This is a genomic window from Limnobacter sp., from assembly GCF_036405155.1.
Lineage (GTDB): Bacteria > Pseudomonadota > Gammaproteobacteria > Burkholderiales > Burkholderiaceae_B > Limnobacter.
In genome coordinates this window covers 466,331-487,372 of record NZ_DASWYD010000004.1, presented here as the reverse complement: position 1 = coordinate 487,372, position 21,042 = coordinate 466,331, and the positions used below count along the sequence as shown (strand labels likewise).

The window sequence follows — 21,042 nt, the reverse complement described above, 5'->3', positions numbered from 1 at the left end:
TGTGAAACGACTGCTGCTCATCAATGGCCCCAACCTGAACCTGCTGGGCACCCGCGAACCCGGGGTGTATGGCCACATGACCTTGCTGGACATTGAAAAAGCGCTGCACCAGCAGGCCGAGCAGGAAAAGTTCGAGCTCCTGACTTACCAGAGTAACCACGAAGGCGACCTGATCGACCGCATCCACAAAGCCAAGGTGGAAGATGTGACCGGGATTGTGATCAACCCGGGCGGCTACACACACACCAGCATTGCCATTCGCGATGCACTGGCGGGCGTGGCCATTCCTTTTGTGGAAGTGCATTTGAGCAACATTCACCGACGGGAAGCCTTTCGGCACCACTCGTACCTTTCAGACATTGCGGAGGGTGTGATTTGCGGGATGGGTTGGCTGGGTTACTCGTATGCGCTAAAGCACTTGAACGCGAAGTAATCGACCAACGGCAACCTAACCCCGCCGTGCACGCACCGACGACCAATAGGCGGCCACAATAAACGCAATGCCAATCACCCCGGTCACCACCTCGGGAATGTGCACCTTCGTGCCCACAAACATGATGGCGGCCAGCACGCCAATGGCGTAGTGGGCACCATGCTCGAGGTACACGTACTGCTCCAGCACACCGCGTCGCACCAGGTCAATGGTGATTGATCGCACGAAGATGGCTCCGATGGCCAGACCCAGCATGATGATGACCACATCGCGCGTTATGGCGAACGCGCCCACCACGCCGTCGAAGCTGAAGCTGGCATCCAGCACCTCCAGGTACAAAAAGGCTGAAAAACCCATCTTGCCCACGGTGCTGGTGAGGCTACCTTCCGCCTTTTCACCGGTCATGGCCTCCATGCGCTGCTCAAACACCTGGTCCAGCGTGCTGATGGCTACGAACAACACAACGCCAGACACACCACTCAACAAGACTTTGAATTGCAGCGCAGGGTCGGCCATCAACGCCGTGATGGACACGACAATCAGGGCCAGCAGCGCGTTCATGCTATCCAGTTTGCCCAGTTCAATCAGGCGGCTTTCCAGCGGGGTTAACCAGAAAATCTCGCGTTCAGGGTCGAGCATGAAACCCAGAAACACCATCAACAGAAACGAACCACCAAAGGTGGCAATCATGGGGTAGGCGTCGGTCAATACTTTGCCGTATTCATCCGGATTGCTCATGGCCATTTGAACCACGGCAGAGTGATCCAGGCCGGTGATGACCGCCACAATGACGATGGGGAACAGCAAGCGCATGCCGAATACGGCAATCAGGATGCCGATCGTCAGAAACATTTTTTGCCAGAACGGTGTCATTTGCCGAAGCACCGCCGCATTCACCACCGCATTGTCGAACGACAGGGAAATTTCCAGAATGCCCAAAACCGCCACCAGCCACAGGGCAGGCAACATGCCCATGCCCGTGTGATGCCCCCACCACAAGGCCAAGGCGGTACACACCGACGAGAATACCAATGAAAAACCGTAGGTTTTGAGCACAGCTTGCATCCTGAACATTGACAAACCGTGCCAGTGTAAACATTCCTGCCCTGCCGTCAACCCGGCTTTAACACCTAGGAAAAACCGGGCTGTTGAATCTGTTAATCTTTGCAGGCGTATTGCATGCCGTAGCCCAACCGTATCCATTCACCATGCCCAGTCCCACCGACAGTCCAGTAGCACCCGAGTTTTTCACCACCAAAGAAGTGGCGGACATACTTCGCCTGAAGGAACGGAAAATCTATGAACTGGCCTCGGAAGGCCGGGTTCCCTGCGTGAAACTCACGGGCAAGCTGCTGTTCCCCAAACAACCGTTTCTGGACTGGGTGTCTCGTCACGACAGCGTTACACCGACTGCGCCACAAGCTCATGCGGTGCGCCCCAGTGTGTTGGCTGGTAGTCACGACCCTCTGCTGGAATGGGCCATTCGGGAATCGGCTTGCGGCCTGGCTTTGCAGCTGGATGGCAGCCTGGCTGGGCTGGATGTGTTTGAACAGGGTTCAGCCATGGCAACCGGTTTGCATGTCATTGACTCCAACATGGGCGAATTCAACCAGCACGCTGTATCAACCCGTTTCGACCAACAGCCCGTGGTGCTCATTCAATGGGCATGGCGCCAGCAAGGATTGATCGTTGCGCAGGGTAACCCCATGAACATTCAAGGGGTGGCTGACTTGCCAGGCAAACGTCTTGCGATTCGCCAATCAGGCGCAGGTGCCAGCATTCTTTTAAATACTTTGTTGAGCGAACGGCAGATCGCCAGGGAATCCATTCTTACCACGGCGATATGCCGAACAGAAAGTGAGGCTCTGGCCGCAGTGGCCAGCGGGGAGGCTGACGCAGCACCCGGGCTGCAATGCCTGGCCTTGCAGTTTGGACTGGGGTTTGTGCCCACACGGCAAGAGCGGTTCGACCTGTTGGTGGACCGCCGCAGTTATTTTGACAAACCTTTTCAAGCCCTGCTGGCATTTACACGCAGCCCCGCCTTCAGCGCCAAGGCTACACAACTGAAAGGCTACGACACCACTGGGCTGGGCGCAGTGGTGTGGCTGCCCGAATAGCGTATGGTCCTTCCCGGCCTTAGCCTTTGGTTTTGGGTGCATTGGGAAAGAACATGGGCTGACCGTTCAACTGAAAGCCAGTGATGGTGCTTTGTCCTTTGGCTGACAACAACCAGTTGGCAAAGGCGTTGGCATAATCCGTTTTTACATTGGGGCATTTCGCCGGGTTCACCACCGTCACACCATACTGGTTAAACAGCACGGGGTCGCCTTCCACCACAATCTTGTAACCGGCTTTATTGCCAAAAGCCAGCCAACTGGCCCGGTCGGCCAACACATAAGCCCCCATGCCCACGCCCGTGTTCAATGTTGCACCCATGCCAGAACCGGTCTCGCGGTACCACTTGCCACTGGCGGCTTTCACATCCACTTTGGCGGCTTGCCACACCTCCATTTCCTTTTTGTAGGTTCCACTATCATCACCCCGTGAGGCAAACAAGGCGCCTTTTTGCGCAATGGTGGCCATGGCCTTCACCACATCCTTGGAACCGGCAATGCCCGCTGGATCATTGTTGGGGCCCACGATCACAAAGTCGTTGTACATCACATCCGTGCGCTTCACGCCGTAGCCTTCAGCCACAAATTTTTCTTCAGCCGATTTGGCATGGGCCAGCAGCACATCCCCGTCGCAATTCATGGAATTTTTGATGGCCTGGCCCGTACCCACCGCCACCACGCGCACCTGAATGCCAGTTTCGGCCGTGAATTTGGGCAAAAGGTAGTCAAACAAGCCGCTGTTTTGTGTCGAGGTGGTGGACTGCACCACGATGAATTTGTCGTCGGCCTGCACCAGGCCGGCGGTGGCCATGGTGGCGGCTGCCAATGAAAACGCGGCAACCGCGCGGGTAAAACGGTGCATCATGGTGTGTACCTCCTGGGTTTTCAACGGTTCAATAGTCATCAATCAATCAATCAGCAACTCGCCCGCCAAATAGGCTTTGGCCTGCGGGGTGGATGGATTCCGCAAAAATTCGCTGGCAGGCGCCTGTTCCAGCATTCGGCCCTGGTGAATAAACACCACCTCATCAGCGATCCGCGCGGCTTGTCCCTGGTCATGGGTCACAATCACCACCTTCACGCCACAGGCCGAGATCCGTCGAATCAAGTCCTCAATCAGCGCAGTGGCTTGTGGGTCCAGGCTTGCGGTGGGTTCATCCAAAAACAACACGCTGGGGCGCGATGCCAAGGCCCTTAACAGGCAGAGGCGTTGCTGCTCGCCGCCGGACAGCCGCCTTGCAGGCGATTTCAGCAGGTTTTGCAATTGCCCCAACGCCAGCAATTCAGTCAAGCGGATTGGTCGCTCGGTGGCATCCAGACCGGCCACCTTGAGCGCATGCAACAGGTTGCCTTCCACAGTTCGGCGCAATAGAACAGGCCGTTGAAACACCATGGCGAATCGATTGCGGGGTAAATACCGGGATGACCCGGCCAGTACGAAACCCGAATCGGGTTTGACCAAACCGGCCAATAGACGAAGCGCAAGGCTTTTGCCAGCGCCGTTGGGGCCCATGAGGGCGGTGATGCCCGTGTTGTCCAGGGTCAGGTTGAAGTCGTCGAACACGGTTTTGGTCCGAAACCGCAGACTGATGTTACGCAGCGTCAACGGCAGCAAATCTGCGGAAGTGACGGCCGGGGCCAGCAGGCGAATGTCCGGGTTGACCTTAAGCATAGGACATCCGCTCCGCCGCCTGCTTGAGGATAAACAGGCTGCCATTGATCAGGATGGACAACAGGATCAAGATAAATCCCAGACCGAGGGCCAAAGCCAATTCACCTTTGGATGTTTCCAGGGCAATGGTGGTGGTCATGACGCGGGTGACACGGTCGATGTTGCCACCCACAATCACCACCGCACCCACTTCGGCAAAGGCCCGACCCAAACCGGCCAATGCAGCGGTCAAGAGCGAGTAGCGCGCATCCACCAACAGGGTCCATACGGTTTGAAAGCGCGAGGCATTCATGGAGCGGAGCAATTCATCGTACTCCGCATGCAGGTCTTCGATCACCTGCCGGGCCAGTGCCGCCACAATCGGGGTGACCAACACGGTTTGTGCAATCACCATGGCTGTGGGCGTATACAGCAGGCGCAAATAACCGAATGGGCCGGCAGCTGACAGCATGAGATAAACACACAAACCGACCACCACGGGCGGCAAGCCCATGAGCGAGTTGAGTAAGACCACGACACTCATCCGACCGGGAAAACGGGCCACCGCCAGCAATGCCCCCACCGGGAAACCAATCACGCAGGCCACGGACACCGCTGTCAAAGTGACTTGAAGCGACAACGAAATAATCTCAACGAGTTTTGGATCGGCTGAGCCGATCAAAGTGAAGGCTTGTACAAACGCCTGTTGAAAGTCCTGCATCCCGACAACCTGTTTTGCGGCTTGGCTTGGGTTTATCCGTTGGCACAAACCTGCATATTTTTTGTATTAACTGAGTTTAGATGTAAAAAATGCAAAAGTCAGCATAAAAAAGCAGAGCAAACTGCAAAGCAAGGGAAAACGAGAACGTCAAAAAAGGCAGGTGCATCAAGCCATGGGGCCGGTGCAGTCTGCCGTAAACCGGTCGAGGTGTTGGACCTCAACCGGATGCTTGGACGAAAATTCGGTTTACTTCAACAGGCTCAGTACGTTGTTGGGCAGTTGGTTGGCCTGGGCGAGCATGGCGGTACCGGCCTGCTGGAGAATCTGCGAGCGGGTGAGCGCTGCGGTTTCCTTGGCGAAGTCGGCATCCATGATGCGGCCACGGGCTGTGGACAGGTTGGTGTTCTGGATATCGGCGAAAGCGGCCACTTGTTCCAGACGGCTTTGACCGGCACCCACCACGGCACGGATACCGGTGATGGCGTCGATGGACGCGTCAAGCTGGGTGATGGCCGTGGTGGCGTTGGCCACCGTGTCCACACCGCCCAGGTTGGCCTGAATGGAGGCTGCACCGTTGGTCAGGATGGTGGTCAGGTCGTTGCCGGCACCGGTGGCATCATCGGTCAGGTTCACGGTCAGCGTGTCGGTGGTGGCGTTGCCGGTACCGATCTGGAAGGCCATGCTCTTGTTGGCCGAGCTGAACACGGCGTTGCCGTTGAAGGTGGTGCCGCTGGTGATGCGGTCCACTTCGTTGGCCAGTTCCACGTATTCGCGGTTCAGGTTCACACGGTCAGTGGGGTTGAGCGAGCCGTTTTTGGCTTGCACAGCCAGTTCACGCATGCGCTGCAGGTTGTCGGCAATCTTACCCATGGCGCCGTCAGCCACTTGCAGCAGCGAGGTGCCATCGTTGGCGTTGCGTGCGGCCACAGCGTAGCCCTTGATTTGTGCATTCATGCGCTCAGCGATGGCCAGGCCAGCGGCATCGTCCTTGGCGTTGTTCACGCGCAGGCCGGAAGACAGGCGGGCAATGGCGGTGTCCAGACCGGCACCGGACATGGACAGGTTTTTCTGAGCGGTCAGCGAAGCGACGTTTGTATTGATTCCCAACATGATGATTTCTCCAAGCAGTGTGTTTTATGGTTCATTTCGGTCAGCTGCCTGTCTGGATCGAGCCAAGCAGTGCGCTGCCGTGTGAAGCATTTAACGCCCCTGAAAAATCAAACTTGAGGGTTGTGTTAAAAATATTTGCGTGCTGTTTGCGTTAGTTCTTTTGTGGGGGGATGGAGTACGTGCCCGTTGCATGAGCCACTGGCTCATCGTCGCCTTCGGAATACACCCACACCTCGCCAATGGCCAGTACCTTGCCCAGCTTGATGAGGCGGCATTTGCCGATGATGTCCCGCTCAGCCGAAGGTTTGCGCAGGAAGTTGATGTTCAGGTTGGTGGTGACCGCCAGCGGCACCAGGCCAATACGGCCCAAAATGGCCACATACAGGGCTGCATCGGCCACCAGCATCATGACCGGGCCAGCCACCGTTCCACCGGGCCGTAGTTCGCTAAAACCGATTTTGTGGCGAATCACCGCCTCCTCCGCATCCACCTTTTCCACCACGCAGCGGCTTTGTGGAAACTGGGTTTCCATGAAGTGGTTCAGCATGTCTTTGGTGACCGGAGTATTTCCTTTTTCTGTCATTTTTGTATTTTTAAGTAATTATTATGGGCATTGTGCATGATCAAGGTTTGAGCGGCAACCCGATACTGAATTGCGGCTCTGCAGGGTCACAACCCCGGGCGAGGGGCGAGGCTGAGGCTCTGCTCGGTCACTCCCCTTGGCGACGGCCAATCTGTTGTTCAAAACCTGGGCCTCGCAGGCCGCTTACACCGAGCCCCTAGTAATGCCGGTGGTCCGGTGCCGAACAGTCAGCCCCCCGATCGGTTTGACCCGCACAGCATTCGAACACACGGACCGAGATGTCTGAGCGCCATCGGCGCGAGTTCTCGGGACGGTTCGACATGCAAGGGGCAACCTTTGCTTTTCGGGGGGCGTTCGGACCGGGCTTCCGGTATTGCTGGGGGCTGTAAAACAGACCAGGCTACGGTATTGCCGGAGGCTATAAAGCAGACCGGGCTACCGGTATTGCCGGGCAAGAAAAACCGTCACAAGCTCAGTGGCCACCGGGCTTGACTCGATACCGTGCCAACTCCGCCCGCAACCAATCCCCACTGCGCACCACCGCCTGCCCCGGGCAGCGCACCTGGTAGGCCTTACCGGAAAAACTGCTTTCAGATGCAGCCCGTTCAATAAACAGCTCCGCCGTGTCGGTCAAATCACGGTCCAACAAGTATTGGTATTTGCGGCGAATGTGCTTCACCGCATCTTTGGTGGTGTACCAACTGCCGTTGCGGTTGAACTCACAGGGGGATTGTTCAACAAACGCCAACAAATGCTCGATTTCACGTTGGGCCACTGGCGTGGGTGCCGCCTTCGCGGGTAACGCATGGATGGCAAAACCAATCAATGCACACACGGCAATCACGTGGATCACATTGCGTTTGTACTTGAACAACGCCACTGCCGCCCCCAGGGAAATAAGGGCAGACACCCAGTCAAACCGCCCTTCCAAACCTTGCGGCCACAACACGTGGTAACCAAAAAAAATGGCCAAATTCAACACCACCCCAACAACGGCCGCGGTAATCGCAGTCAATGGCGCAGTGAATTTCAGATCATTGTGGGTGGTTTCCACCAACGGGCCGCCGGTCAGAATAAATACAAACGATGGCAGAAAGGTAAACCAGGTCACCACGGTGGCGGCCACAGCGCCCGCCCAAAACAAGTGCTCGGGCCCAAACACCTCACGGGTGTAGCCACCCACGAAGCCCACAAAAGCCACCACCATGATCAAAGGACCCGGTGTGGTTTCACCCAAAGCCAGCCCATCGATCATTTGGGTCGCCGTCAGCCATTCAAAATGCGACACCGCTCCCTGATACACATAGGGCAGCACGGCATAGGCCCCGCCAAATGTCATCAAAGCGGCTTTGGTAAAAAACCAGCCCATTTGGGTCAAGGTGCCTTGCCAGCCATACACAACCATCAACACCGCCATGGGCAATAGCCACAGCAAAAGGCCCACTGCCAGCACCTTGGCCAAGCGTCCTTTGGAAAATAACGCATGCGGCGGTGTTGGGGTGTCATCGTCGATGAGGGCTGGCCCATAGCTGGCTTTGGCAGCTGCATGCCCGCCGCCCATGGCAAACACGGCAGGCTTCAAGCGCCCACCCACCGCACCCATCGTGGCTGCAGCCAACACAATCACAGGGAACGGGACGTTGAACAGAAAAATGCCGACAAAGGCCAAAGCGGCGATGGTCCACATCCAGCCATTCTTGAGGGCTTTGGAACCGATGCGGTGTGCGGCCTGCACCACGATGGCCGCCACCGCTGGTTTAATGCCGTAAAACAAACCCGCCACCAGTGACACATCACCGAATGCGATGTAAACCCACGACAAGGCCACCAAGATGAACAGCGAAGGCAACACAAACAAGGCACCCGCCACAATACCGCCCCAGGTGCGGTGCATCAACCAGCCAATGTAGGTGGCCAATTGCTGGGCCTCGGGGCCCGGCAACACCATGCAATAGTTCAAGGCGTGCAGAAAACGCCGCTCGGAAATCCAGCGGCGGTTTTCAACCAGCTCCTGGTGCATGATGGAAATTTGCCCGGCTGGGCCACCAAAACTGATAAAGCCCAGCTTGAGCCAGAACCAGAAGGCTTCGCGAAACGATACGGGCTCAGGCGTTGAGCCTGGGTCTGGTGATGTGGGCAACATGCTCAGCCTCGGAAGAATACTGAGTCTAGTCTACCAGCCCGAATGTCGATTTCAGGCCACCCGCTCCAACAAACATCAGGCCACTGCGCTCACCTGAACCCGCATCTCCCGGTAAGCTTTCAAGTCCAGCGTACCCATTTGCTGGGCGTACTGGGTGGCAAAGCCCGGGTACATGGTCGCATTAAACCCATCGTCGGTGAGGTACCAGCTTTTGCATCCGCTGTTCCAGTTGGTCTTGGCCAAGCGGCGCTGAAGGTCCACATTGTGGCGCTCCTGCACCTCTGGCTTCACATCCAGCAGCTTGGGGGCCCCGTCCACAATGTGGCGAATGGCCTTCACGGCGTAGCCAATTTGTTGCTCCATATAAACCAAAGCGCTGTTGTGGCCCGGGCCACTGTTGGGGCCAAACATGATGAACAGGTTTGGGTAACCACTGATGTTGATGCTTTTGTAAGCCTTCGCCCCCCTGCTCCACTCCTGTGCCAACACACGCCCGCCGATGCCCTTCACCGGGTACGGTGTGCCACTCTTGGGCACATCAAAACCGGTTGCAAACACAATGCAGTCAAACTGGTGTTCAATGCCCTCGGCAGTGCGAATGCCGTCCTCGCAAATGCGCGCAATCGGCCAGGTGATCAGTTCGCAATTGGGTTGCTGCAGCGCTGGGTAATAGTCATTGCTGACCAAAATGCGCTTGCAGCCCAGGGTGTAATCGGGCTGAAGCTGACGGCGCAGCCAAGGGTCTTTCACCTGGGCATTCAAAAACGCTTTGCCCAAGCGTTCACCCACCCGGCTCAGGGGCGAGTCCCAAATCACGGCGAGCGCCATGCTTTCATGGGTCCAATACAGCGCTTCACGCACAGCCTTTTGGGTAATCGGCATTTTGGCAAATAGCCTGCGGGTCAAGCCCGATGAAGCAAAGTCGGGCCGAGGCATCACCCAAGGCGGCGTGCGCTGAAACACCTTGAGTTTGGCGGCCTTTTTCACCAGCTCGGGCACAATCTGAATGGCACTGGCCCCAGTGCCCACCACCGCAACGCGCTTGCCTGAAAAGTCATAGTCATGGTCCCAACGGGCACTGTGCATTTTTTTGCCCTTGAAGCTGTCGATCCCTTCAATCTTGGGCAGAGATGCATTGGCCAACGGCCCAGAAGCCATGACCACCGCCCGGCCACGCCACACCTCACCGTTGTCCGTGTGCAGGTTCCACACACCGGTGGCTTCATCCAGCTCAAGGCTCGTGACGTTCTGTTGAAAGTGAATCAGCGGTTCCAGACCAAAATCACTCACCAGGGTTTTGACATAGGCCAGAATTTCCCGGCTGCCCGAGTAGCTGCGGGACCAATTTGGATTGGGCGCAAATGAAAAGCTGTAGAGGTTGGACGGAATGTCGCAGGCTGCACCGGGGTACTGGTTGTCCCGCCAAGTGCCGCCCACCTCGCTGGCCCGTTCCAGAATGGCCAGTTTGTGAACACCATTCTCACGCAACTTGATGGCGGTGCCCAGGCCTGCAAAGCCTGCGCCGACAATCAGGGTGTCATACACCATGCTGGACGGACCGCGTCGGCTTTTGGCTGTGGTTTTGGGTGCGTTGGCTTTTAAAGCCGCGCTGGTGGGTGTTTTCATGGGTGAATGTCCGTCATCAATCGGTTTTTAAACGTTCAAGCCGTGGGTTGCCAGGTCAGTTTGTTGACCCAGGTGGGCACTTTGGGCAACCAGCTTTTCGGGATGTAGCCCGATGCTTTCACCGCAGCGTCCACCGGCACGTGGTACAGCTTGTTGCTGCGGTCAATCACCCAGCGGCCATGCATGCGCATCAACTGAAACCAGGGGTTGCGGCGCCCTTCCGGTGTTTCACCACCGTATTTTTCAAACTTGGCCATGGCCTCATACAACTTTTCTTCTTTCAAGCCCATGGCAACAATGTTGTCCCGCATTTTGTTCAGCAGCGGGAAGTACACGGCCACGCCCAGCAACAGTTTGGGGTTGATGGCAGTGGCCAGGGTTTCGAGTGCTAGGCGGTAAGTAGGCCCATGTCCCAACATTTCCAGCACGTGGAAGTCCACGCCCAGGTGGCGGGCTTCATCAGCATTGATGTGCTTGAACACCTGGTGGCACAGCGGGTCTTTCACCTCATCCAGCAGGAACTTGCACAAGGCACCATCCAGTGTCACCTCCAGCATGGGGATGACGCTGCCCAGTACATTCAGCGGCATTTCGTCGCTGTATTTGTCCAGCCATTCAATCGTCAAACGCAGGTTGATGTTGGGTTCGGGAATTTCACCGTCTTTCAGCATGCCCCAGCGGCGCATCAAGGCCAGTTCTGCGTTGGCATGACGCTGCTCTTCTGCGTGAAACCAGGTGTAAATTTCGCGCAGCGTGTCGTTGGGGGCTTTCTTGGCCATGGCAGCAAAACCGCGCGCACCAATGTGCTCAATCCAGGTCAGGTCGGCCATGAAGGCTTTGAGTTTGGGCCATTGCTCTTCCGAAATCATTTCTGCACCGGGTGCGTCCCAGTCGAAATCGGCCAGCGCCCACTGGTTTTCCTTGATGCGTCGAAGGGTTTTTTCAAGATCCAATTGCGGCATGTTGCACTCCTGTTGCTGCGTTTATCAAGAAAGGGTTTTGGCGGCCATGCGGGCCAACAAACCGGCACCGCGGGTGTAGCTTCCGGGCATGAGGCGTTTCATTCGCCAAATCATCCGGGCATCCAGTTGGGGCAGCACATACAGCTGCCCTTTGTCCAAGGCATCCAGGGTTTCTTTGGCCACGGCATCGGCCGACACACCGGTCCACTGCATCAGCTTGTCGGCAAACTGACTGGACCCACCGGCAATTCGGCCATCCCGCGTGATGTTGGTTTTGACAAAGGTGGGGCACAGTGCGGTCACATTCACCCCGCTGCCCGCCAGTTCAGCCGCCAGGGTTTCGCTGAGCGCCAAGGCGCCTGCCTTGGTGACGTTGTAAGGGCCCATCAGGGGCGCGGCTGCAAAACTGGCTGTGGAGGCCACATTGATGATGCCGGCACGCTTTAGGCGCCCGCGGGCCTTCAAACGGGGGGCAAACACATGGCAACCGTGAATCACGCCCCACAGGTTGACGCCCAAGGCCCATTTCCAGTCCTCCATGGGTATTTCACCCACGGGTAGACCGCCCAAGCCAACGCCCGCATTGTTCACCACCACATCAATGGCGCTGCGCTCTGCTGTGCCGCCAAACAACCGTTCGGCCTCCAGTGCGAGTGCCTCCACGTCTTTCAACTTGGACACATCGCACTGGACCGCCCAGGCTTGGTCAACAAACACCAGGTCCGGGTTTTTCAATTTACCGGCCACCTGGTCCCGAATCAGTTCGACGGTTTCCTGCGCACGGTCCAGGCTGATGTCTGCAACCACCACCCGGCCGCCCCGGCGAACCACTTCCAGCGCAAAGGCCCGACCAATACCACTGCCCGCGCCTGTCACGACTGCGTTGGCCTGTTTGCTGATTTTTTTACCGAACATTCGTTTTCCTTCTTGACCGTATCATTGAACAATGTCATATTAAGACGAACGTTTGTTCGGATTCAATTCGGATTCAACCCCCTTTCAGGACCCCTGACCATGCCCAGAAAACCCCAACAGCAACGCTCCAAACACACGGTGGACGCCATTGTGGAAGGCGCTTTTATTGCGGTGGCCGAGCACGGTGCCTTGGGCGCCACAACGCGCCAAATCGCTGAATATGCAGGGGTTGGCGTGGGGTCGATTTATGAATATTTCGACAACAAAGAGGCCATTTATGCGGCCATGGGCGAACGCTTTTCAAAGGAAATGGTGGAGCTGATCCAGCGGGTAACCCCCAACATTGTTCGGGTTTCGCTTCGGGATGCCATTCACCAATTGATCGTGGAAACCGCCCAATTCCTGAACAAAAACAATGAGCGCTACCTACGCTGTGCGCGGGAATCGGCCCTAATGGAGCGGCACGTGCCCTTTGTGCCCATTTACCGGGCCTTGAGTGATTTGTTTGTGCAGCATGCCATTGCACACCCCGAAATTTTGCGGATGAACCGCCTGCAGACGGTGGCGTACATCTTCATCAACAGTGGCATGTCCACCATGATCCGCTATTTGAACCACCCCAACCCGGGCTTTAGTTTCGATGACCTGGCCCAAGGCCTGGCGGACATGGCTGGGCATTACGTGGAGCGCGAACTGGAGTTGCTGGCCGCCTGAGGCCTTTAAAACAACAGACCCTCAGTCTGCCGGATGATGCGTTGAATGTTCAACTGGTGGTTTTCAATGTCGCGGGCGGTCCATGCGGGGTTCAAGTCCACATTGCCCTGCGCCGTGATGCGTGTGGCCGGTGGCTCTGCATTGGCCGGTGGCTTGCCCAGTTCATCAATCAAATCCACTTCATTGGTGCCCAGGTCCAGCTCAAACAAAATGCGAGTCTGCAAGTTCCGGAAATAGGTCAGATTGCGCTCCACCCAGCTGGGGTCGAGCGCACCAAATGAGCTCATGAGCAGCGTGTCGGGCTTCATTTGGGTTTGCAACTTGGCCAGGTAATTGATACGGTCGCCCACCTTGCCGTCAAACAGATCGGGCGCTGGACGTGGCTGAACAGCCGACCCCACCCACATCACATTCAAGCCGGTGTTGCTGAGCATCAACGCCTGCTCGCTTTCCAGATTGTCCTCGGTGGAATAGTCCCAACTGCCCCACTCCTTGCCCAAAATCCACAGGGTCCCTTTGGTTTTGAGCAGCAGTTTTTGAGGAACAACAGGTTGTGTGTTGGCCATGGCAGTCTTGCCCAAACGCGCTCCGAGGTTTTCAATGCATTTGCCGCAACGGGCCTGCATCAACTCCGCTGTTTTTTTGGTGGCCACCACTTGCTTGCCAAAATCGGGCGGGTTGCCCAAGGCTTGGCGAAACCCCAGATTGCCCAACACGTGTTCCGGCTTGGGTTGGGTATTGAGCAGCCACAGGGTTTTGTTGCCAAACTTCTCGAGAATGGCGTGCGCCGCCGCCTTGCCCACTTCAGTGGTGGGGCCGGTGTCAATCACGACATTGCTGTCGTTTCCCGTCAGCACCCACAGAGACAAAGCATAGTCCTGACCGTCGGCCGGCAATGATTGACCGGCACAGGTGTATTCGTAAATGGTCGCGCGGTGCTGTATCCAGCAAATGTCCGGGCCAGCAACGGCGGCCTGTGCATCTGGCTGCAGGGTCCACACCAAGCCTGCCAATGCCAATGTCCTTACCACCGTACGCGCTTTGCTGCCCAACATGCCTGCCAATCCGCCTGATATTCAACACCCACAAGCATAGCCGATTTGCCGGCATGCTGAATATTGTGGACATTCCCCAACAATGAGTCGGTTGTATCAAAACCGCCAATTCAGGCCCATCCATGCATTGCGCGGTGTGGCCGGAGCCAGAAAGGTTTCATAGCGGACGTTGGCCTCATCATCGACCAATTGTCCATTCCGATCAAACACATTGCCACCCAACACACCCCCGTTAAAGTAACGTCGATCAAAGACGTTGTTCAAACGGGCGAGTAGCGTTACGCCCTTGGCAAGGCTGTGGTTAATGCCCACATTGAATACGGCAAAGCCCGGGATAACGCCTGTGTCCTGAAAGGTGAAAGAGTCGCCAGACACCGAGTTGTTGAACGTTCCTGCCCGGTGTTGGTTGTTTTCATTACCCCGCGCGAACTGCTTGCTTTGAGCCTGCATGTCGCCAAACACGGTGGTTTTGGCACTGGCTTTGAAACCCAATGACAGTTTCAGATTGTGCTCCGACAAGCCAGGAATCTTGTTCCCGGGGTTCACCGTGATGTATGCGTTCTCCACGGCAACCTGACCAGTCGCATCTACAGCACTGCTGTTGCCGTGCGAAGCAAGACGCCCGGTGCTTTGAAAGGTGGCATCGAGATATTGGTATTTGGCCGACAGGTCCCAGCGAGTGGACTCTACCCCCCAATCCAGTTCCACACCCTGCCTGCGGGTTTTGCCAAAATTCTGGAAAAAACCGCCCGAACCCGCACCATCGGTCACAAACAAAATGTCATCTTTGTTCTCAGCCCGGAAGACATTGAATGCGGTGGTGTATTCAAGACCGCCCTGCTTCCAGTTGCGGCGCAATCCTGTCTCAACGGTCGTGGTCACCACCTGTTTCAGATAAGGGTCCGCGGCCATCGCATTGGGCAACAAGCACGGGAAATTGGGGTCAGAACAGGCCAACTCCACTGGTGTGGGTGTTCGATTGCTGGTCCCTGCACTGGCGTAAATCGTGGTGCCGGAGTTCAGCAGGTGGGAGATTCCCACGGAAGGGTTGAATCGGTTGTAGGTGTAGTCATTGTTCAAGCCAGGGCTGGCATTGCCTGCAGCATTGACCAGCGGTACATCAATCCGGTCATTGGTTTTGACCGTTGCACGGTTGTAACGTCCCGCCAACAACACCGAGGTTTTCTCACTGAGGGTCACCACATCCTGAACATAAAGGCCAAGCTGTGTGTTGCGCGCCGCCACATTCACCTGCTCGATGGGCCGCTGCAGTTCAACCACCGTGCGATTGGCATCAAATACACCCAGCGTGTACGAACGACGGAAGTCAGACTGCCCCAGCTCGAGCTGTGCCCCCACAGCCACCGTGTGAATGCCTTTGGGCGTCAGGGTGAGTTGAACACCAAGGCCCAGCGCCTCCTGATTCAGCAGACCACGGTTGTTGGATGCTGTGCAATTGTCGGTGGTCACGGTGGGTGCAGCACCCGGTCCGTTGGGTGAATTTTGAGCCAGTGGCGCATCACACGTCACGTTGTAATTGGGGCCGGCACCATTGCCCGGCTCAAACGGTGCAACACCAAATCGGTAATCCTCATTTTCGTTCACGTCACCATTGAATGTCCGGGACCGGGATGTTCGATAAAACACATTGGCCGACACTTCTGCCCCGCTTTTCAAATACCGGGTAAAGTCAAAGGCCAACTGCGCACCAGTGTTCTTCGTGTTGTCGAAGTAGGTGTAGGCCTGAGACCGGCTTTGATCAAATTGACTGCGCGGCACCACACCGTTGCCGTTCAAACTGGAGTCGTACGCATTGAACGTCAAGTTGCCCATGCTGTCGGCCCCGGTAACGCCCATTTTTGCAAACAACTGCAGCACATTGCTGGGCGACTGCACGCGCCAGCCCTGTTCGTCGAATGCATTCAAATTGATGTAAAAGTCCCGCTGCGTGGATGCATCCACCCAGCCCTGTTGGTAACCCAGCCGTTTGCGTCCAAAGCCACCGGCTTCAATGTCCAGCTGCTGCCCCTGGAAATCTCGCCCGCTTTTGGTTTGCATCACCACAGCGCCACCCAGTGAGTTCAAACCGAACTGCGGCAGCGTTCCCGGAAGCACAGAGACCTGCTTCAGTGCAGATTGCGGAATGGCATCAAAGCGCACCACATCCCCAAAGGTTTCGTTTTGACGAATGCCATCCACATACACCGACAATCCTGGTGGCGTACCCAGCAAAGGCGTGACTGAGAATCCACGATAGGTCACATCAGCCTGGTAAGGATTGCCTTGGTTGTCGTTCACTTGCACGCCACTAATGCCTCGGAATAAACCTTCCGACAGGGACTCGCGACTGGCGTTTTGCTCAAGACGATTGGCCTTTTTGACACTGAACGGTGCCTGTGCCTCGGGTATCGCAGCCCCTGGAAGAGGAGATGTAGAAATCACTTTCACCTCTTCCAGGCTTTGCGCCCAAGCCGATGAGACCAAACACAGAAGCAGGCTTAGTGGAGAGAGGAGAACCCACGAACATGCTATGACTGGATGCAATCGGACTTCAGGAACAGACACTTCACACCTCACACGATTCGGCAGCAATGGCCTGGTTACAATGCACCCAGTGTGTCTGCGATTGATGGGCTTTAACAGGGAAGTTTTCCCAAAGGGCACACGCCACCTTGTACTTCCCGTTTAAACAAGTGAAGATTCAACATACCCCGTCCACAGGACTTTTCTCATGCAGCTTCAGACGCTGTTGATCAAACGATTGCTGATTGCCTTGGGCTTGTGGGCCGTGGTATGTGGCGTGATTGTTTTCGGCATGGGCCGACAGGATGTCACCACCGAATACGACGCTGCCCACGATCTGATCGAGGACCTCTACTCGGAACTGGCTGTGTCCAGCGGCATGAACCCAAGCAGTCATTCTGTCCTGCGTGATCAACTGGCCCTGCGCAAAGCAGAGCAGGAGAAGGCTGAAACCCGCCGAGAATTGCTGGTCACATCACTCATGCTGTTGCTGATGGCCGTGGGCAGCGGGGTGGTGGTGTGGTGGTCGTTGCGAGGTGCACTGAATGCGCCCCTTCAGCAATTGGTGGATTGGTTGAAAAACATCGAACAATCCAGCAATCTTCACAAAACCGACATGCATGCGGCACCCCAATTCCAATTGACTGAACTTCGGAACATTGAAGACAGCGTTCGACAGCTGTTGCAGACGCTGGAAAGCGAACAATTGCGCAACCGCGAACTGTTGGGCAGGGTGATTGACATGCAGGAACGTGAACGTGCCACCATCGCACAGGAATTGCATGACGAACTGGGCCAAATGCTCACCTCCATTTCAGTGAACTCAGCGTTTTTGTCCAGGCACAGCCAGGGGCATGCACAAGAAGCGGCGCAGGCTATTCAGGCTGAGGTTCAAAAGCTCATGCTGTGGCTCCGGAGCTCACTGCGTGAGCTTAAACCCCATCTGCTTCTGGAGGTTTCGCTGCGCGATGCCGTGCTGGACCTGGTGGACAGTTGGTCCAGGCGGAAGGGTTGGTTTGTGGATTTTGCCTGGGCCAATGAAGGCGAACAACTCACACTGCCTCAAAAAACCGCCCTTTACCGCGTGCTGCAGGAGGCACTCACGAATGCAGCACGGCATGCTCCCTCCAAAAACGTGCGCGTGTTGGGCGGACTGGACGCACAAACCGGGGAATGGGTGGTGATCGTGGACAATGACCAAGTTGAACCTGGCCCCATAGAACCTTCGCTCGGACTGACTGGCATTCAGGAGCGCGTGCAACACTTGGGTGGGCAGGTCAAAACAGAACGCAGTGGCGGTCAATTTTGTCTCACGGCGCGCATTCCGATGAACGCAAGCACGCAGGAAATGCACCATGCCAATTGAATGCACCATCTTGCTGGTGGATGACCATGCCGCCGTGCGCGCTGGCTATCGGCGCTTCATTGAAATGGACCCTGAGCTGAAGGTGATTCAGGAGGCCAGCAACGCCGAACAGGCCATGGCTTGGTTGAGCCAAAACCGGGTGGATGTGGCTGTGATGGACATCAGCATGCCAGGCCAAAGCGGTCTGGAGTTGGTCAAACGCGTGAAGCTGAAATGGCCCGACTTACCCGTGGTTATTTTGTCCATGCACGACAGTCCCGTGGTGGCCAGCAAGGCACTGGAAAGCGGAGCCATCGCGTATGTCACCAAGTCCAGCGAACCCGGAGAACTGGTGAAGGCCATTCGGCATGCGCTGACAGGTCGTCGGCACATCTCCTCCGATGTTCACTTGGACAGCAGTTTGCTGAGTCCGCGTGAAGTGGACATTGTTCGCTTGCTGGTGGAGGGGTACACCATTGACCAGGCAGCAGTCTCTTTGGGCATCAGTGCCAAAACAGTCAGCAACAATTTGTCCACCATCCGGCAAAAGGTGGGGGTTCAAACTGATTTCGAACTCGCTTTCTGGGCTTGGAGTCAGGGATTGGGCAAAGCGCCACCCGGCTTTTCAGCGGGTGTCGGTGCGGGCGGCATGACCTGCAATACGAAACCGTCAGAAAACTGATTCGACATGTTCCGGTGATGCTTTTCACCGAGGGCTTGGCCCAGGCTCACGCAATGCGCCCGTGCAGGCAAGTCGCACAAGGTCCATGCGCTGACGGTCTGACCCGAATTGGCCAACCGGATTTCTTTCAGGTGCAGGGCAGGCTCTGGCGACCAAACATACCAGCCATCTTTCCACACGGCGCCAGGGGCCGGGTCCATGCCTGCACCACTGCCCTTGACCCGGGCCTGGGTCTGAATCATCGAATGCCCTTCTACTCGCCAGTCTTCCTGCCATTCAACGCGCTCCACCGAGTGGGTCCAACCCAGGCTGAATGCAGCAGACTGCACGCAGGCCACCAGCACAGGGCCAGCCAGGGCACACACACTCATGCGGATTGAACACCCGACAAGGCATTGGTTTTTTGAATACGCCAAACCAACACGGCAAACAGGGCAGACAACGCAAAACCAATTTCATCGGTGGCAGGAATGGCGGCAATCAGCAGGAAGGCGGCGGCAGTGGACAAGAGGCGCATCCAGAACGGCAAGCGCACACCCAGATAGCCAATCACCGACACGCCCCACAAGGCAATCGCCAACACCGACTTGAACACCATGTAGGCCACACCGGGCAGGTATTGATGCCAGTCGCCTTTGACTTGCAGCATCAGGGCCGGGTCGTACACAGCCATGTAGGGAATGACAAAACCGGCGGCTGCAATTTTCACTGCTTCGATTGAGATGTTCAGCCCGCGCTCCTTCGCAATAGGCGCTGCAGCAAAACAGGCCAGTGCAACAGGCGGTGTGAGGTCTGCCAAAATGCCAAAATAGAACACAAACATGTGGCTGATGATGAGGGGCACACCCAATTGTTCCAGCGCCGGGCCTGCAATGCTGGAGGTGATGATGTAATTGGGAATGGTGGGAATGCCCATGCCGAGAATGATACAGGTCACCATGGTCAACACCAGCGACAAAATCAGGCTGTTTTGACCCACGCTCACCACAAACTGGCCGAAGGTGTTGGCCGCCCCGGTGAGCGTCACCGTTCCGATGATGACCCCCACGATTGCACAGGCCACGCCTACCGGGAGTGCAGATTTGGCACCTTCGGCGAGGCTGTCACGACAGGCCAGCACCGTTTCACGCCCCCCTTTACTGAACGCATTGACGGCGATCAAAGCAATAATGGCTGCAGCAACAATCCCAGTGCCAAATTTTAGAAAAGCCGCACACACCACACCCAAACCAATCCAGAACAGCACCCGAATGGCCATGGAGGGCAAACCAATGGCAATCGAGGCCCCAAGAATAAGCACCACCGTGAAAGCCAAACCCACCGTCCCAGCAAACAAAGGTGTATAACCGCCCACCAGCAACCACACCAGAGCAGCCAAAGGAATAATCAGGAACCACTGGGTTTTGATGGCCAACCATGCCGATGGCAGTTCGGACTTTTTCAGGCCCACCAAGCCATGCTTGCCAGCCTCCAGGTGCACCATCCAGAATGCGCCAAAGTAATACAAAATGGCTGGAATGATGGCAGCCTGAACGATTTCAGCGTATTCCACACCCAGCGTTTCGGCCATGATGAAGGCCACCGCCCCCATCACCGGTGGCATCAACTGCCCCCCCATGGAGGCCGTGGCTTCCACTCCCCCGGCAAACGCCGCGCGGTACCCAAACCGCTTCATCAGCGGAATGGTGAACTGCCCGGTGGTGACCACATTGGCCACACCCGAGCCCGAGATGGTCCCCATGAGCGCCGACGACACCACAGCCACTTTGGCCGCCCCGCCCTGCGCATGACCCACCAGTCCCAAGGCCACGTCGGTGAAGAGCTTGATCATCCCAGCCTTTTCCAAAAAGGAACCAAAGAGGATGAACAGAAAAATGTACGAGGAGGACACATAGGTGGGCACGCCATAAATGCCCTCGGTGCCATATGCCATGTGTTCCACCACTTGCGCAAAGTCATAGCCGCGGTGGTTCAGCGGGTCAGGCAGGTACTGGCCAAACAGGCAATAGGCCAGAAAAAAACCACAAATGACCGGCAAGGCGGGCCCCATCAGCACCCAAGTGGCCACAAAAATGGTCCCCATGGCCACCACCCCCATGACCACATCCAGCTGGCTGGCATCGCCGGCCCTCAGCAGCAAGTCCCTGTATTCCCACCATTGGTACACCGCCACACTCACCGCGGCCAGGGCCAGCAACCAGGCCACAGTTTTCCAAACAGCGCCCTTGCCCATGGCCACCAGCGGGTAGGTGAGCAACAAGAGAAAACCAACGTGACATGCCCGCACCACTTGGCTGGGCAAGTCCAGCCAGTGCGCAGCCGTTGCGATCTGGAACATGGAAAAAACCACGGCAATCCAGAACAACAAACGCCCCTCTAACGTGGCCGGAAAAGCCTCAGCAGTGGGATCGTGAAAGCCCGAGGACGGGGACGCCTGAGAATGTTCGCTCATGGTGTGTAGCGGC

General features: G+C 56.6%; 19 protein-coding genes and 1 pseudogene. 5 read left to right on the top strand and 15 right to left on the bottom strand.

Annotation, left to right across the window (positions count from 1 at the left end):
• The first annotated feature begins 1 nt into the window (after nucleotide 1).
• Complete coding sequence (gene aroQ, locus VGE55_RS06160; protein ID WP_331130815.1) at nucleotides 2-433, top strand: type II 3-dehydroquinate dehydratase; 432 nt, start codon at nucleotides 2-4, stop codon at nucleotides 431-433.
• Nucleotides 434-448: 15 nt separating this feature from the next.
• Here the strand turns inward: aroQ and VGE55_RS06155 are convergent, their stop codons facing one another.
• Entirely contained in the window at nucleotides 449-1,507 is a 1,059-nt protein-coding gene (locus tag VGE55_RS06155; RefSeq protein ID WP_414674964.1) for a DUF475 domain-containing protein, read from the bottom strand.
• Nucleotides 1,508-1,581: 74 nt separating this feature from the next.
• On the opposite strand from VGE55_RS06155, the gene VGE55_RS06150 reads away from it, so the two are divergent.
• Entirely contained in the window at nucleotides 1,582-2,550 is a 969-nt protein-coding gene (locus VGE55_RS06150; RefSeq protein ID WP_331130814.1) for a helix-turn-helix transcriptional regulator, read from the top strand.
• Nucleotides 2,551-2,569: 19 nt separating this feature from the next.
• On the opposite strand, the gene VGE55_RS06145 is transcribed toward VGE55_RS06150, so the two are convergent.
• From VGE55_RS06145 to VGE55_RS06100, 10 genes and pseudogenes are all read right to left on the bottom strand, one after another.
• Nucleotides 2,570-3,451, bottom strand: a complete 882-nt coding sequence (locus tag VGE55_RS06145; RefSeq protein ID WP_331130813.1) for a substrate-binding domain-containing protein — start codon at nucleotides 3,449-3,451, stop codon at nucleotides 2,570-2,572.
• Between the two features lie 3 nt (nucleotides 3,452-3,454).
• Nucleotides 3,455-4,219, bottom strand: a complete 765-nt coding sequence (locus VGE55_RS06140; protein ID WP_331130812.1) for an ATP-binding cassette domain-containing protein — start codon at nucleotides 4,217-4,219, stop codon at nucleotides 3,455-3,457.
• Nucleotides 4,212-4,919, bottom strand: a complete 708-nt coding sequence (locus VGE55_RS06135) for an ABC transporter permease (RefSeq protein ID WP_331130811.1) — start codon at nucleotides 4,917-4,919, stop codon at nucleotides 4,212-4,214. The genes VGE55_RS06140 and VGE55_RS06135 overlap by 8 nt, the downstream gene beginning before the upstream one ends.
• A 246-nt stretch (nucleotides 4,920-5,165) precedes the next feature.
• Nucleotides 5,166-6,029 (bottom strand): flagellin, encoded by an 864-nt coding sequence (locus VGE55_RS06130; RefSeq protein ID WP_331130810.1) that lies wholly within the window; start codon nucleotides 6,027-6,029, stop codon nucleotides 5,166-5,168.
• Between the two features lie 151 nt (nucleotides 6,030-6,180).
• Entirely contained in the window at nucleotides 6,181-6,612 is a 432-nt protein-coding gene (locus VGE55_RS06125) for a PaaI family thioesterase (RefSeq protein ID WP_331130809.1), read from the bottom strand.
• A gap of 472 nt (nucleotides 6,613-7,084) precedes the next feature.
• Nucleotides 7,085-7,387: a DUF5329 domain-containing protein gene (locus VGE55_RS06120; protein WP_331130880.1), complete on the bottom strand. Its 303-nt coding sequence runs from the start codon at nucleotides 7,385-7,387 to the stop codon at nucleotides 7,085-7,087.
• 33 nt (nucleotides 7,388-7,420) lie between these two features.
• Nucleotides 7,421-8,755 (bottom strand): annotated as a pseudogene (gene chrA / locus VGE55_RS06115) (chromate efflux transporter); the annotation flags it as partial.
• 75 nt (nucleotides 8,756-8,830) lie between these two features.
• Entirely contained in the window at nucleotides 8,831-10,381 is a 1,551-nt protein-coding gene (locus tag VGE55_RS06110; protein ID WP_331130808.1) for an NAD(P)/FAD-dependent oxidoreductase, read from the bottom strand.
• A gap of 35 nt (nucleotides 10,382-10,416) precedes the next feature.
• Nucleotides 10,417-11,343 (bottom strand): hypothetical protein, encoded by a 927-nt coding sequence (locus VGE55_RS06105; RefSeq protein WP_331130807.1) that lies wholly within the window; start codon nucleotides 11,341-11,343, stop codon nucleotides 10,417-10,419.
• Between the two features lie 24 nt (nucleotides 11,344-11,367).
• Nucleotides 11,368-12,258 (bottom strand): SDR family NAD(P)-dependent oxidoreductase, encoded by an 891-nt coding sequence (locus tag VGE55_RS06100; RefSeq protein ID WP_331130806.1) that lies wholly within the window; start codon nucleotides 12,256-12,258, stop codon nucleotides 11,368-11,370.
• A gap of 99 nt (nucleotides 12,259-12,357) precedes the next feature.
• Between VGE55_RS06100 and VGE55_RS06095 the strand changes: the two genes are divergently transcribed.
• Entirely contained in the window at nucleotides 12,358-12,972 is a 615-nt protein-coding gene (locus VGE55_RS06095) for a TetR/AcrR family transcriptional regulator (RefSeq protein ID WP_331130805.1), read from the top strand.
• A gap of 5 nt (nucleotides 12,973-12,977) precedes the next feature.
• Here the strand turns inward: VGE55_RS06095 and VGE55_RS06090 are convergent, their stop codons facing one another.
• Nucleotides 12,978-14,027, bottom strand: coding sequence for a hypothetical protein (locus tag VGE55_RS06090; RefSeq protein WP_331130804.1), 1,050 nt, complete (start codon nucleotides 14,025-14,027; stop codon nucleotides 12,978-12,980).
• A 96-nt stretch (nucleotides 14,028-14,123) separates the two neighbouring features.
• Nucleotides 14,124-16,469: a TonB-dependent receptor gene (locus tag VGE55_RS06085; RefSeq protein ID WP_331130803.1), complete on the bottom strand. Its 2,346-nt coding sequence runs from the start codon at nucleotides 16,467-16,469 to the stop codon at nucleotides 14,124-14,126.
• A 289-nt stretch (nucleotides 16,470-16,758) separates the two neighbouring features.
• Between VGE55_RS06085 and VGE55_RS06080 the strand changes: the two genes are divergently transcribed.
• Together VGE55_RS06080 and VGE55_RS06075 are read left to right on the top strand one after the other, a co-directional pair.
• Nucleotides 16,759-17,916, top strand: a complete 1,158-nt coding sequence (locus VGE55_RS06080; RefSeq protein ID WP_331130802.1) for a sensor histidine kinase — start codon at nucleotides 16,759-16,761, stop codon at nucleotides 17,914-17,916.
• The gene (locus VGE55_RS06075) at nucleotides 17,906-18,577 is read left to right on the top strand and encodes a response regulator transcription factor (protein WP_331130801.1); all 672 of its coding nucleotides are present in this window, start codon (nucleotides 17,906-17,908) and stop codon (nucleotides 18,575-18,577) included. Before VGE55_RS06080 ends, VGE55_RS06075 begins: the two co-directional genes overlap by 11 nt.
• On the opposite strand, the gene VGE55_RS06070 is transcribed toward VGE55_RS06075, so the two are convergent.
• On the bottom strand, nucleotides 18,490-18,948 hold the full coding sequence (locus VGE55_RS06070) for a DUF1850 domain-containing protein (protein ID WP_331130800.1): 459 nt from the start codon (nucleotides 18,946-18,948) through the stop codon (nucleotides 18,490-18,492). The genes VGE55_RS06075 and VGE55_RS06070 overlap by 88 nt on opposite strands.
• Nucleotides 18,945-21,029, bottom strand: coding sequence for a TRAP transporter permease (locus VGE55_RS06065; RefSeq protein WP_331130799.1), 2,085 nt, complete (start codon nucleotides 21,027-21,029; stop codon nucleotides 18,945-18,947). Before VGE55_RS06065 ends, VGE55_RS06070 begins: the two co-directional genes overlap by 4 nt.
• Between the last annotated feature and the right edge of the window lie 13 nt (nucleotides 21,030-21,042).